The organism is Fibrivirga algicola (assembly GCF_011742925.1).
Taxonomy (GTDB): Bacteria; Bacteroidota; Bacteroidia; order Cytophagales; family Spirosomataceae; genus Fibrella; species Fibrella algicola.
On sequence record NZ_WAEL01000006.1, the window covers coordinates 49,300 to 62,162 of the forward strand.

Genomic DNA, 12,863 nt, shown 5'->3' on the forward strand with positions numbered 1-12,863 from the left:
GAAAAGCGAAGTGCCTGAAGACCAGGACATGAAACCACTTTTTACGCCTGAGCTGGCTTGGTTTTTTGTTGACGTAGCCTGACTTTCATGCCCTCTTTCAGTCGATCATTCGGATTGGTAATTACACGTTCGTTACCCGTAAGGCCAGAGGTTACTTCGATAACCGTACCGTAGTCCCGGCCTAGTGTGATTGGTTGAAAACGAACTTTCATGTTTTCATCTAAGACCGCAGTTATCGCTCCTTTGGGTGTAATTTTCAAGGCATTAGCTGGAAGCATGATACTTCCCTGCGCGGCTCCACGTGGAGCGAATTTTACCTGAGCGAACAAGCCGGATGGAATACTGCGGCCGGGATTAGGGATCACTACTTCGGTGAGTAAAGTTCGTGTGTCATTATTGAGTGAGCCTGATGTGCGGGCAACGGTACCTGTTAACGTTCTATTTTTTAATTCAGCAATAGTCACGGTAGCGGGCATGCCAACTTTAATTTGCTGAAAGTAAGTCTGCGGTACATCCACGTATACGCGTAGCCGGTCAATTTGCGCCAGGGTATACATTGGTTTGACGCTGCCGGGCGAAATCAAATCGCCAACCTCCACATCACGAGTAATAATAATGCCACTAAACGGAGCCCGGATTTCCTGTAGGCCACGTACCGACTGAAAGCGTCTTAAGTTAGCCTCTGCTACGGCTACCGCCGAGCGGCGATTGTCGATATCCTGTCTCGAGACAGCCCCGGCCAGGGTTACGCTGGTAACGCGGGCCAGATTGGTCTGCGCCAAGTCGAGGTCGGCGCGGGCCCGGGCGAGATCCTGTTCTATTTCAGGCACATCGAGCGTGGCTAGAAGTTGCCCCTGTTGCACCGTATTACCGATATCAGCCATCCGCTTTTTGACAAATCCCTGCGAACGGGCACGTATGGGTGATTCAAGAAATGGACGAATCTGACCAGGCAGGGTGAGACCGGTTGAATCCATACCTTGCTGAAGCGACACGGCGTTGACAATCAGTTCACGAGTACGTTCGGCATCAGCGTCGGCGAGAAGTTCCTGATTGTTTTTGATTCGAGGCAGAATGCCGACAAACACAAACAGAGCAACCAGCCCAAGTGGAATCAGGAAAAGAAGGAATCGTTTCATAAAAAGTAGTACCGAAGCTCCAGCTTCGGTAGATAATTCACGTGGAGCTGACTACCGAAGCTGGAGCTTCGGTGCTACAGGCTAATTAATTTTTTCCACCGTAACCACGGCGTCTTTGTTAAGCATGCCGTACAGGTGAGGAAAGTGTTCGTTGTTCGTTGCCGCTTCATAGCGTAGGCTGTGCACCAGCTTATTCGGATCAACCTGAAGCAGTAATAAGTCAGGTACGTTCTGGTAATACCGTTCCAGTACCCCGGCTACCTGTTCTTTTGTCGATAAATGAATAAAGCCTTCGCTTTGTAAGCTGGCGGCCTCATAGTGTGCCTGATCAGCCTGCCGGTCCCAATCAGCTTTAGTAACTATATGATAGATCATGAGCGAATGAATAAAGAGCGAATGACTGGTCAACGAGAACCTGATCTCAGACCACCGACGGAGTGGTGCGCTACTTGTTGGCGTTTTTACTCGTTGATTTAGTGGCCAGGTAACTGAATACGGTTGGTACGAACAGCAGTGTAGTGAAGGTGGCCAGTAAGAGCCCACCAATTACGGCGCGTCCTAATGGCGCGTTTTGCTCACCCCCTTCACCCAGGCCAAGCGACATAGGCAACATACCGATAATCATAGCAATGGCAGTCATCAGAATAGGGCGTAGCCGGGTACGTCCCGCTTCCAAAGCCGCCTCATAGGCATTGTAGCCTATTTCGGGTAGGTGATCTTTTGCAAAACTCACCATCAAAATACTATTAGCCGTGGCAACCCCCACACTCATGATCGCGCCCATCAGCGATGGAATGCTGAAAGTAGTGTGCGTGAGAAAGAGCATCCAGACCATGCCACATAGAGCACCGGGCAGGGCAGTAATGATGATGAACGGATAACGGAATGACTGAAAATTGACCACCATCAGCAGATAGACGAGAACAGCAGCGAATATAATACCGATTCCCAATCGGCTAAAGGCGCTTTCCATGCTTTCGACCTGACCACGAATTAGAATTTTATTGCCTGGCTTCAACTGAGGTTCATATTCTTTTGCCAGTTTGTTGAGCTCTGTAGCAACTGAACCAAGATCCGTTCGTTCAACGGCCGCGTATACATCGTAGGTTGGCTGCGTGTTTACCCGGTTAATGATCTGCGGGGTAGTACTGCGTTTCACCGTAGCTACGTTACTCAGCAGTTGCGGTGTCATTGATTGGTTAGCAATCAATGGTGTACGAAGCAGTTTGTCGTACGAGTCGAGTTTGTAGGGTGGCGTTTGTACGGCGATGAGGTAAGGAAAGCCAGTAACGGGGTCGGGCCAGAAGTTGGGACGTACCTGAGCGGTCCCGCTCAACGAGATGTTCAGGTTGGTGGCTACCCGTTGCTCAGTCAGGCCAAACTGCCCTGCCCGTTCACGGTCTACTTCCAGAAATATTTCGGGAGCGTCGAGCACCTGGTGTATGTGCACATCCACCGCACCGGGAATTTGTGCGATACGCTGCTGTAGTTCACGAGCAATCTTCAGGTTGTTCCCCCGATCGAAACCACTGATTTGTACATCAATAGGAGAGGTAAGGCCAAAGTTTAGAATCTGGCCAACAATATCGGCGGCCAGGAAGAAGTAGGTCACATCAGGCATTTCTTCACGCAACCGGTTCCGCAGTTCGTGAATGTAGGCTTCGGTAGGTTGGCTAGGATCTTCGGTCAGTGAAATCAGCAGTTCGGCGTCACCAGCACCCGCTGCGGCATTGTCGGTGAATGTAAAGTTATAGCGCTCAGACGTTAGGCCAATGTTGCTGATAACCGAGGCTACTTCACGTTCTGGAATAACCTCTCGCACAATGGCTTCTGTTTCGGCCGCAAGACGTTCGGTTTCTTCCATGCGTGAGCCTACCGGAGCACGCAGGTGAAGTTTAATCTGCCCGGCGTCTACGCGAGGAAAGAAATCGCGACCGATGTAAGGTAACATGGCTAGGGTAATGCCTACGGTCACCGCAAAAAGAGCCAGAATCGTCTTTCGATTGGTCAACGACCAGGTCAATGCGCTCATATAACCAGCCTGAAACCGGTCAAAACCGGCGTTGAACCGATCGTAGAACGTGCGGCGAACTGGTGACGTCGTATTCAGGGTATGGGTTGGGGCACCTAACGCATTAATCCCGTCGCCTCCAGCTCCATGCTCTGAGCCCTCCGCCACGTGCTTTTTGTGTTCGCTTCGCAACATCAGGTCGGCCATCATAGGAACCAGCGTCCTCGATAACACGTAAGAGGCCAGCATAGCGAATACTACAGCCATCGCTAGCGGACCAAACAGGAATCGGGCTGGGCCTTCCAAGAAGAGGACCGAAACGAACACAATACAAATGGTCAATGTAGCAACCAGCGTGGGCGTAGCAATCTGGGCGGCGCCCTCCAAAATAGCTTCGCGCAGAGGAAGGCCAAGCTCTTCATTTCGGTGAATATTTTCGATCGTCACTGTAGCGTCGTCGACCAGAATACCAATGGCCAGCGCCAAGCCGCCGAGGGTCATGATGTTAAGTGTCTCACCCAGAAGATAGAGTGTTGTCAGTGAGGCAAGTATAGATAGCGGGATAGAAATGGCGACGATAAGGGTACTGCGCCAGCTACCTAAAAAGAGGAGAATCATTGCTGCCGTCAGCAGGGCTGCGATAATACCTTCCACCACGACGCCTTTGATTGAGGCCCGCACGAAAATTGACTGGTCGAAGAGGGCAACCAGCTTTAAACCTGCCGGGGCCGACGCACGAATGGTAGGAATGATACGGTTTTTGATCTCGTCGACTACGCGGGTGGTCGATGCGTTTCCTGTTTTCACCACACTCAGTAATACGCCCCGGCTTCCGTCCTGCTTCACCACGTTGGTTTGCACCGCCGATCCATCATGTACGTTAGCCACATCGCGCATGTGCACAGTTGCACCGCCAACTACTTTGATGGGGATGTCATTAAGCGTTGAAATAACATCAGGTTTGCTGTTAAGGCGAACCGTGTATTCCCGATCGTCGAGCCGAAGGGCACCGCTGGGCAGGGTCAGATTTTGTACAGATACGGCATTGGTCACATCTTCGGGTGTAACGCCGCGTGCAATCAATTGCTCCGGCTCCAGGTCAACCATAATCTGGCGGGTACGTCCGCCGAAGGGTTGCGACATCCGGCTACCCTGCACAGTCGCCATCTGTGGACGGATGCGTGTGGCCGAATAATCAGTTATTTGGGGTTCTGTCAGGCTATCCGATGAGAGGCCTAGTTGAAGTACGGGTACGTCGGTGGCATTATAACGAACAATCAGTGGGGGCTGCGTGCCGGGCGGCATGCGCACAATGATGGTCTGTGATATGGCGGCCACCTGCGCTAGTGCTTCTTCAATTTTGACCGTTGGCTGAAAATAAAGCTTGATTACCGCTGTACCATTATACGTTTGTGACTCTACCCGCTGAATGTCAGATACATTGTTGATTAGTGACGTTTCAGAGAAGTTGGTCACCATCTTCTCCATTTCATTGGTTGAGAGGCCGCTGTACCCCCAAATCACCGTAACAACGGGAATATTGATGCGGGGAAAAATGTCGGTGGGCATCTGTAGACTGGCTACAGTACCCATAATCAGAATGAGCAGCGCCATCACGGCAATAGTATACTTCTTCTCAAGTGCGAGCCGGACAATCCACATAAAGTTGGCGAAGGAGAGTAATCAATACGTTTTTGCAACAGTACGGTGCTAAAATTGGTTGCTGATAGTTTCATCAGATTCGTTGGCCCGTTGCTTACCTTTGATTTAGCTTTTTATGTCAACATCGCGAACCCACGCGTTAACCGGGGCTATATATGAGCGTTATTAACCGCCTGAAAAGTATTGTAAAAGAGGCTATAAAGCCTGCACCAAAAAAGATCACAGAGTTTGATTATCAAACTGTTCCCTGGATCGATAAGCAGGAAGCCGATATTCAGCAGTTCAGCAAACAGTTTGCTCCGGGTGACTCAGTTCCCTACGACATGGCAGAGAAACTGGAGTTCTGGAAGAAAAACGGGTACGTTATTTTCGAACAGGCTATTCCAACGGAGTGGATTGATATGCTCTGGGGTGAGGTTGAACATGTAATTGACGAGCATGAAAAGTACGAAATGCAAGTACGTATCGACCTGCCTGAGTATACCAAAACGCCCGTACTGTCGGTAAAGGATGTACCTCAGTCGGTGCTGAACGGCCCGTACATCAAATACATGGATTTCCACGATGCCTCGGTGGTAGGAAAGAAAATTATGCTGCACAAGCATATTGTTACGTTCCTGGAAGCGGTTTTTAACGACCGGGTAGTAGCGATGCAAAGCCTGCTCTTCAAATATGGCAGCCAGCAGCCCACCCACCAGGATTTTGCCTACGTGGTGTCTGAAATTCCGAGTCACCTGGCGGCGGCCTGGATTGCACTTGAAGATGTGAAGCCAGATTCTGGTCCGTTATTCTACTATCCGGGCTCGCACACAATCCGGAAATTTGACTTTGGCAATGGCATCTTCTTCAATGGCCAGTCGACCAATGACCCGAACGATTTTGCCAATTATCTGGATAAGGCCTGTCAGGAAAAGGGATTAGCGCGTGAAACACTGCTGATCAAGAAAGGCGATCTGCTGATCTGGCATGCTGCGCTGGCCCACGGCGGCGATGCGATCCGGAACGAAAGCCAGACGCGTAAATCGTACGTATGCCATTACTCGTCGCAGACAGCCTACAAACATCACCGTTCAGAAGCCAGTAAAGAGCCTGAGCGTTACTCATACAATAACGCAGACGTATTTAAGAACCCGTTGATTCCGCAGGAAGAAAATATCTTTAAGGGAGGCGAGTTATTGTAAATCGTCTGGTTCACCCAGGGTACCAAATAGTCATTATGAGGCGCTGGCAGTTGTTACGACTGGCGCAGCATAATGACTATTTTACGTTGATGACTTTGTCGGAGAACTGAATGCTCTTTCCTGCCGATGACGAACGAGCCCAGCCAATTCGGTAAAGGCCGGCGCGTAGATCACTGGCACGTAGCTCGGCCTGTAGAGCGGGTGAAGGGCGGCGTAGCCAAAAGGTAGCCAGCCGGTAGGGAGTTTTGGTAGGAGCCAGGTACGTTCGCTCGTCAGATTGGAAAATAGCATATGCCTGACCGATCGGCTCGGGCAGGCCGGGACTTTCGATTACATACGATTCATTGACCACGCGCACTGTAGCAGGCAACGGCTCAGTACTAACCGGATAATCAGCAACCGGATTCGGCGGGAATACGTAATAGCCGTTTTTAACAGCTCCGGCCAGGGCGTCTCTGATATACCCTTCCAGGAACGTACCTACCTGTCCGCCCAGACCAATTTCATTATGCTCCTGGTTGTAAGCGGCGGCCAGCACGAATTTGTGGCGGAAGAGCATTTCGGGCAGGTGCCAGAAGTACGATACCGACCAGATTAACAAGCCCAGTCCCAGCCCGGCGCGTTGCCATACAGCCCGGTATCGTTGGCCAACTTCCAGCAACCCATTGAGGTACAGCAAACAGATCAGCAGGGCGGGGTAGATCATGTAGTTACTCACCAGCATCACCCCGTACCCGTAGCGCATCCGTAGCAGCCCTACCGCTACCGCGTTGATGAGCAATACGCCGTAGCAGCCCAGAAAGAAGTTTTCGTTCATGGCCTGAACCGACTTGTTGTCGGTGGCGATAGCCCGACGGCGGAAAGGCCAGCTCATCCGGCTAACTAACCACAGCGCGGTAACAACCATCAATAGGCCACCAAGGGTGGGTAGAACACCCCGCCACTGATAGGGTAACAGCGGCAGTAGATCGAACGAACCGCCGATAAATGACAGAAAGCCAATAATAACCATGTGTGGCTGTTGTAACAGAAACTCGAGACTATGGCCGTGGCCCTGCGCATTGTCGAATCCCTGCACGTACAGTACCATGGTTACCACGCCCAGAACGCCCCAGAGCACCAACCGGCGATAGTGACCCTGCCGCCAGAGAACGATCGCGCCACTAAGCCACCCAAAAAGGGCGTTGCTCATGGAAAGAGACGCAAAAATCTGAAGCGGAATGGCCCAGATAAACCAGTTACGACCACTGCGCGAGAGGAGGTACATGACAGCACACGACAGAAACAGCACTACTGGATGTTGCAGGCTGGTAATGCTCCAGCTGATGGTCATGAAATACTGCGGATGCAACAGGATAAACGGCACCGGCACAAACGCCCAGATTGAGAGACGCATAGACCGGAAAACGGTGAATAGCAGGCCGAGCAGAAAGAGCAGAAACAGGTTACCAATCAGCGTCATGCCCCGGAAATTCATATGTCCGGTGGTGATGTAGGTAAAGAGCGCGGCTAGTTTGGCAAACAGAATGCGGTGTTCATTGTTGGGTTCCAGCAGCCAGTACACCTTCTCCCGAAGCGTATCAACGGTGTAGAAATCCTGGATGAAGACGATGAACATTTCTACATCGTCGTACCAGGGAATGTTCTCAACGAAGCGAAGGGCAATTCCGGCAAAAAGAAGGGTAGGCAAGGCAATCAGTAACCAGGCCAGCCACGGAGAACGGTGCTGTAACGAAGCGATCATGGACAATTAACGCAAATGGCTGTAGGTACGGTAGATGCGATAGAGTTCGGTCCACATGCGGAACATATACGTCGGGCTAAGGCGAGAGTCAGCCTGTTCGATCCACTCCTGCAGGGGCTCTTCCAGCAGTTTTCCCGTCAGGTTTGGTCGACCAAACAAGCCCACTAACCGGGCCAACAACTCAACATCGAACAGCCACGGGCTGATAAACGGGTCGCGGAAAATAGTGCCGATTACCTCGCGGCGGAGCAGCTTGGCCCCGCATTGGGTGTCATAGACCGGTAGTTTCAGAATGAGGCTGATAATGGTGGCAATGATGCGCCCCACGTAATGCCTGAACGCGTTTCGCTGGATGTTTACGCCCAGGTGTTTGATGCGCGAACCCATGACAAACACACAGTCGGGATGGTTGTCGAGTACCAGACGCAGGTCGTTTATGGCGGCTAGTGGCGTGGCCAGGTCTGCATCGAAATAACCCAGGTAGTCGTGCCCCTTCTGTACAGAGTGAAGCATCCCTGCCCGAACGGCCCCGGCCTTACCCTGATTTTGCGCCAGATTGAGCACATCAATTTGCGCCGGGTTTTGCCGCTGAAGCGTGGCCAGCACCTCGGCTGTCTGATCGCGGCTGCCGTCGTTGACAAAGCAGAACGACACATCGGGATGCGCTTGCTGGTAGGCTAGAAACGCACTGCCGGGAAGTCGGTCGGCCTCGTTATAGCAGGGAATGATAATGCAAACAGGTGAGGTCATAAGCGGGGAGCAGGGGCACGGAGCGTAGTGTCGATAATGATGGTCTTATGGTGGTAATAGCCCGACTGGCAGCGGTTCCACCAGTGCGTGGGGTCGGTTCGTACATCTTCAAGAAACAGGCTGGCCGGGTAAACGGTCAGTGGGGCTAACCGAAGGGTGTCAGCCGGTTTCGAGGTAGCAAGATACTGTTGCCGGGCGGTCATTTCGCGATCATAGGTAGCAGCTTTTCCCCGCAGGAGGTCGGTATACAACTGCTTCATGGGCTCGCTGAACCGCAGGCTGATGAGTATCCACACCCCCGTAAGGGCCAATAACCAGAGCGGAGGAATGGGGTGAGCACTGAAACGGGTTCTGGGTAATTGGGTAGTGATCAGAAAAAACCAGCCAACCAGAAAAACGGCGTAGGTGACATTGACCGCCCGCAACGTGATGAACTGCGTGGCGTAGAAGGAGGGAAGCACCGTGGCCAGTAGCAACCCCGCTACAACCAGCACACTATACCAGAGGGGCACGCGCAGAAACCCCTTTAGCCTACCTGTCTGATTCAGGTAATAATGCCCCACGATCATCCAGATGGGTGAAAGCAGGAGTAACGGAGTTTTTATAAATTGACCGGGAATGTTGCTGACAAGCCATTTCACAGACAGCCAGAGTCCACCCACCAGATCGCCCCCGGCAGCACCGCCATTCATCCGAACGGCATTGCCTGGTGCTCGAAACACAAGCCAGGCCGACACGAGTGCTACAGCCAGCAGTCCAAGTAGCTGCTTATCAACGAACCGCTGAAAGAGCAGTCGGTACATGATAATTGCCAGCAGTAGGCTGATGATCAATAGCATATGAGTTTCGCCGCAGCCAACGATCAGGAAAATTAATACGGCCGCCCACACCCCCGTGAGGCTATGCAACGTACCTGCGGGCATCCGGTACCAGCGAAGCAACACCGCTCCTAGATAGAATAGCAGCGCGGTTGGGACGGTGTAAACCGTGACCGAGGCCATCCAGACGAAAGCTTCAACAACGCTGGGTAACACCAGCATGTACACGGCAAACAGCGTAACGGTGATCGTTAGCCCAACGCGCCGGAGGGAGTCGGCCGGAACCAGGCCGCGCAAGAGTTCGGTGATAAACAAATAGGCCGACCACACCCAGGCTGTTGCCATTAGCGCCGGAATGAGCTTAAAGCCATTGTACCATCCCCAAACCAATGGGCTGCCGTGGACCAGGAAATTCGAAAAATAGCGGCCTGTCCAGCCATCGTAATAGTATTTTTGGGCTTGCCAGAACCCGTAGCGTACCGCCGTATCGGCAAAGCAGTAATCGTCGGCGGCAGACGGGTGGTTGTACCAGGAAAGCGCAAGCAGCGGCACAAACGCTATGGCAAAGAAACCGTAAGCAAAAATGGGTAGCAGGCGGGCCAGTAGCGGGTGGGTCATAGAGTGAATTAAGACATAAGCACTAAGGAATGCTCATACATGGCCAGGTTCATCGGCCGAGCTATTCTCACTGCTTACTGCTTCATTTTTAATTAAAAATGGATACGCCAGCACGGCCAGTAGAATCACCAGTGTGCCGATGTAGAAGCCTGCGGTCATGCGTTCGCGGTCGTTGAAAATCAGGACTGCCAGCAGTATTCCGTAGACTGGCTCCAAATTTACGGTCAGAATGGCCATGTAGGGTGAAAACTTGCGTAAGAGGCTCACCCCGGCTGTGTAGGCGTAAACGGTGCAGACAAACGCAAGGATTAGTAACCAGAGCCATTGGGCCGGGCGTTGCGGAATCAATTCAGCCATGGGCGGGTGCGCCACGACGATGTAAACGCCACAAAGTACCGCCGACGTCAGAAATGCGCCGATCATTTCGTGTCGGGCAATGACCAGCGAGGCATGCCGTTGCGCAAACCGGCTGTTAATAATCGTGAACAGTGCCGCCAGCATCGCCGAGAACACGGCCACAAGTAACCCAGCCACCTTATCGAATTCAAAGCGGAAAATCAGGTATAGTCCCGACATGACGACGATTCCCATCACCACCTCGATAGGCTTAACACGGCGTTTCAGAATGATAGGCTCCAGCGCCGAGGCCCACAGCGAACTGGTAGCCATACCGGCCAGACAAACCGACGCATTGGCCAACCGGGCGGCCCAGAAAAAAGCAAACCAGTGAATGGCGATGATGCCCCCCGTAGCCAGCAAGGCCCACTGGTCTCGCGCCAGTTGCTGGCCCGGCGCATCCTGGCCGGGTACGTTGCCGACCGGCATGTTATCGGGCCTGACTTTCAGCACCACAATCAGCCCCAGCGCCGCCAGTCCAGTACGTAGGGCCACGAGTGCAGGCGCACCCAGGGGCTCGAGTAGTAAGCCAAGAATTGCCGTAAACCCCCAGATTACGACAAGGAAATGCAATTGAAGGTAATCGCGGAAGGAGGGGTTGGGCATAGAAGGGGTTTGTGGTTTGTGCGGTCCGCCGCTGCGGGTTGAGGTTTGTTATTGTGATGCTTAGGTGATTAACTGTGCTTAAGCAGCGCGGCAACAAACATCAAACCACAAATTTACCTTGGTATGGTATTGTAGAGCAAGACGCCGATGCCGGCGAAAATAATGTTGGGGAGCCAAACGGCTAGCACCGGGCTAATAGCGCCGGATTCGGCAACGCCTTTGGCCAGCATATAGAACAGAATGTAGACGAAGGCCAGGATGAAGCCCAGTGCCACCTGCCAGCCTACTCCCCGCCGACTTTTTCGGGCCGACATAATGACGCCGATCACCGTCAGGATCACGATGGCGAACGGGCGGGTAGCGCGGGTGTATTTTTCGAGCAGGTACGTTTGCACACCATCGGCGCCCCGGCTCTGAATCAGCGCAATGTAGCTTTCCAGCTCGGGCTTGGTCAGGGTTTCGAACAGGCTGAAATCAGAGTCGAAATCCGACGGCTTCATGTTCAGCGTTGAGTCGGTGCGGGCAACGGACGGCGACAGGGTCTCGTTCTGCTGCGCATCGAACTTACGTACCTGGTAATCGTAGATCGTCCATTTCCCCTTTTTGGTGTCCCACTCAATGCGGTCGGCCGAGAGTTTCTGGCGGAGCTGATTGCCCTGTACTTCTTCCAGCGTAAACTTATAACCTGTGTTGTTCAGGTTGTTATAGCTTTCCAGATACGCGTAAACGTTGGGCGCCAGCTTCATGTGCACATTTCGGCCGGTGTAGGTGTAGGCGTCTTTGGTGTACTTTAATTCGAAGCCGATTCGTGTTTTGTTTGCCTTCGGAATCAGGTAATTGACCATGTAGTAGCTCACTGCCGCCAGAATGAGCGACCCCATCACGTACGGATACAGCAGGCGAATGAAGCTGACACCGCTACTCAGAATGGCAATGATTTCAGAGCGCGAAGCCAGTTGCGAGGTCAGAAAAACCGTGGCAATGAACACCATCAGCGGGCTGATCATGTTGGCCCAGTGCGGTATAAAATTCAGGTAATAGTCGAAGAAAATTGCCGCGCCGGGGGCCGACCGTTTCCGGAAATCATCGACTTTTTCGGTGTAATCAACCACGCAGACAATCAGTACGATCAACAGCACTACGAAAAAGTAGGTCTGCAGGAATCGTTTCAGAATGTACCAGTCAAGCTTTTTCATCAAGAGACTAACAAGTTCTTCGCCACATCGTAGCTAACAAATAACGCCTGATCGGGCCCAATAGTCACCTGCATGGATCGATCGAAGGGGCTTATTTCAGAAACTTTAACAACGCTGCCCAGGGTAAGCCCGCAGGCGTCAAGGTGCCGCAGAAAAGTGGCTGAATGGTCAAGCACGCCCATCAGACACGCCTCGTCTGACGGGATCAGATCGGCTAATTTACGATACGTTGTGTCGGGCATCAATCCGGTAGGGGTGGGAATCGGATCCCCATGTGGATCGAACTGGGGGTGGTTGAGGTACGCGTCGAGCCGGGTAACCAGCTCATCGGAGCGAACGTGCTCCAGTTCTTCGGCCATTTCGTGCACCTGATCCCAGCCAAAGCCGAGCTTATCGACCAGAAACACCTCCCACAGCCGGTGTCGTCGAATGATGGTCAGGGCCAGGCGCTCACCTTCCACCGTTAGCCGAACGCCCTGGTAGCGTTTGTAATGGATTAGCCCCTTATCGGCCAGACGCTTCAGCATGTCGGTCACTGAAGCGGCCCGCGTAGCGGTCATTTCGGCCAGGGCATTGGTCGTTACCTCTCCTTCCTGCCGACTGGCAATGGCATAAATCGTCTTTAAGTAGTTTTCTTCCGTGAACGAAGGGGTCGCCATAGCATCGCAGGTACGTTCTTTCCCGTTTATACAGGTAACGTGAACATATTTAGTACAAATGTAGTTTTTTGGTTAGTAATAAT

General features: G+C 52.5%; 10 protein-coding genes. 1 reads left to right on the forward strand and 9 read right to left on the reverse strand.

Annotation, left to right across the window (positions count from 1 at the left end):
- Positions 1 to 41: 41 nt before the first annotated feature.
- The 3 genes from F7231_RS16460 to F7231_RS16470 all read right to left on the reverse strand — a co-directional run bounded on the left by F7231_RS16460 (position 42) and on the right by F7231_RS16470 (position 4,812).
- Positions 42 to 1,139, reverse strand: a complete 1,098-nt coding sequence (locus tag F7231_RS16460; protein WP_085411614.1) for an efflux RND transporter periplasmic adaptor subunit — start codon at positions 1,137 to 1,139, stop codon at positions 42 to 44.
- Positions 1,140 to 1,220: 81 nt separating this feature from the next.
- Positions 1,221 to 1,514 (reverse strand): DUF952 domain-containing protein, encoded by a 294-nt coding sequence (locus F7231_RS16465; RefSeq protein ID WP_085411615.1) that lies wholly within the window; start codon positions 1,512 to 1,514, stop codon positions 1,221 to 1,223.
- A 70-nt stretch (positions 1,515 to 1,584) separates the two neighbouring features.
- Complete coding sequence (locus tag F7231_RS16470) at positions 1,585 to 4,812, reverse strand: efflux RND transporter permease subunit (protein WP_166692748.1); 3,228 nt, start codon at positions 4,810 to 4,812, stop codon at positions 1,585 to 1,587.
- Positions 4,813 to 4,967: 155 nt separating this feature from the next.
- Between F7231_RS16470 and F7231_RS16475 the strand changes: the two genes are divergently transcribed.
- The gene (locus tag F7231_RS16475; RefSeq protein ID WP_085411617.1) at positions 4,968 to 5,993 is read left to right on the forward strand and encodes a phytanoyl-CoA dioxygenase family protein; all 1,026 of its coding nucleotides are present in this window, start codon (positions 4,968 to 4,970) and stop codon (positions 5,991 to 5,993) included.
- Between the two features lie 76 nt (positions 5,994 to 6,069).
- On the opposite strand, the gene F7231_RS16480 is transcribed toward F7231_RS16475, so the two are convergent.
- The 6 genes from F7231_RS16480 to F7231_RS16505 form a co-directional block, all read right to left on the reverse strand.
- The gene (locus F7231_RS16480; protein WP_085411618.1) at positions 6,070 to 7,737 is read right to left on the reverse strand and encodes a hypothetical protein; all 1,668 of its coding nucleotides are present in this window, start codon (positions 7,735 to 7,737) and stop codon (positions 6,070 to 6,072) included.
- A 6-nt stretch (positions 7,738 to 7,743) separates the two neighbouring features.
- On the reverse strand, positions 7,744 to 8,487 hold the full coding sequence (locus F7231_RS16485; protein WP_166692749.1) for a dolichyl-phosphate beta-glucosyltransferase: 744 nt from the start codon (positions 8,485 to 8,487) through the stop codon (positions 7,744 to 7,746).
- Positions 8,484 to 9,923, reverse strand: a complete 1,440-nt coding sequence (locus tag F7231_RS16490; RefSeq protein WP_166692750.1) for a DUF6056 family protein — start codon at positions 9,921 to 9,923, stop codon at positions 8,484 to 8,486. Before F7231_RS16490 ends, F7231_RS16485 begins: the two co-directional genes overlap by 4 nt.
- 33 nt (positions 9,924 to 9,956) lie before the next feature.
- Positions 9,957 to 10,925: a DMT family transporter gene (locus F7231_RS16495; protein ID WP_166692751.1), complete on the reverse strand. Its 969-nt coding sequence runs from the start codon at positions 10,923 to 10,925 to the stop codon at positions 9,957 to 9,959.
- Between the two features lie 113 nt (positions 10,926 to 11,038).
- Positions 11,039 to 12,121 (reverse strand): LptF/LptG family permease, encoded by a 1,083-nt coding sequence (locus F7231_RS16500; protein ID WP_085411622.1) that lies wholly within the window; start codon positions 12,119 to 12,121, stop codon positions 11,039 to 11,041.
- Positions 12,121 to 12,780, reverse strand: coding sequence for a metal-dependent transcriptional regulator (locus tag F7231_RS16505; RefSeq protein WP_085411623.1), 660 nt, complete (start codon positions 12,778 to 12,780; stop codon positions 12,121 to 12,123). Before F7231_RS16505 ends, F7231_RS16500 begins: the two co-directional genes overlap by 1 nt.
- Positions 12,781 to 12,863: the final 83 nt, after the last annotated feature.

Coding starts and splice junctions, on each gene's coding strand:
- F7231_RS16495 (WP_166692751.1), bottom strand. CDS start 10,925: ATGCCCAACCCCTCCTTCCGCGATTACCTTCAATTGCATTTCCTTGTC.
- F7231_RS16500 (WP_085411622.1), bottom strand. CDS start 12,121: ATGAAAAAGCTTGACTGGTACATTCTGAAACGATTCCTGCAGACCTAC.
- F7231_RS16470 (WP_166692748.1), bottom strand. CDS start 4,812: ATGTGGATTGTCCGGCTCGCACTTGAGAAGAAGTATACTATTGCCGTG.
- F7231_RS16465 (WP_085411615.1), bottom strand. CDS start 1,514: ATGATCTATCATATAGTTACTAAAGCTGATTGGGACCGGCAGGCTGAT.
- F7231_RS16505 (WP_085411623.1), bottom strand. CDS start 12,780: ATGGCGACCCCTTCGTTCACGGAAGAAAACTACTTAAAGACGATTTAT.
- F7231_RS16460 (WP_085411614.1), bottom strand. CDS start 1,139: ATGAAACGATTCCTTCTTTTCCTGATTCCACTTGGGCTGGTTGCTCTG.
- F7231_RS16480 (WP_085411618.1), bottom strand. CDS start 7,737: ATGATCGCTTCGTTACAGCACCGTTCTCCGTGGCTGGCCTGGTTACTG.
- F7231_RS16475 (WP_085411617.1), top strand. CDS start 4,968: ATGAGCGTTATTAACCGCCTGAAAAGTATTGTAAAAGAGGCTATAAAG.
- F7231_RS16485 (WP_166692749.1), bottom strand. CDS start 8,487: ATGACCTCACCTGTTTGCATTATCATTCCCTGCTATAACGAGGCCGAC.
- F7231_RS16490 (WP_166692750.1), bottom strand. CDS start 9,923: ATGACCCACCCGCTACTGGCCCGCCTGCTACCCATTTTTGCTTACGGT.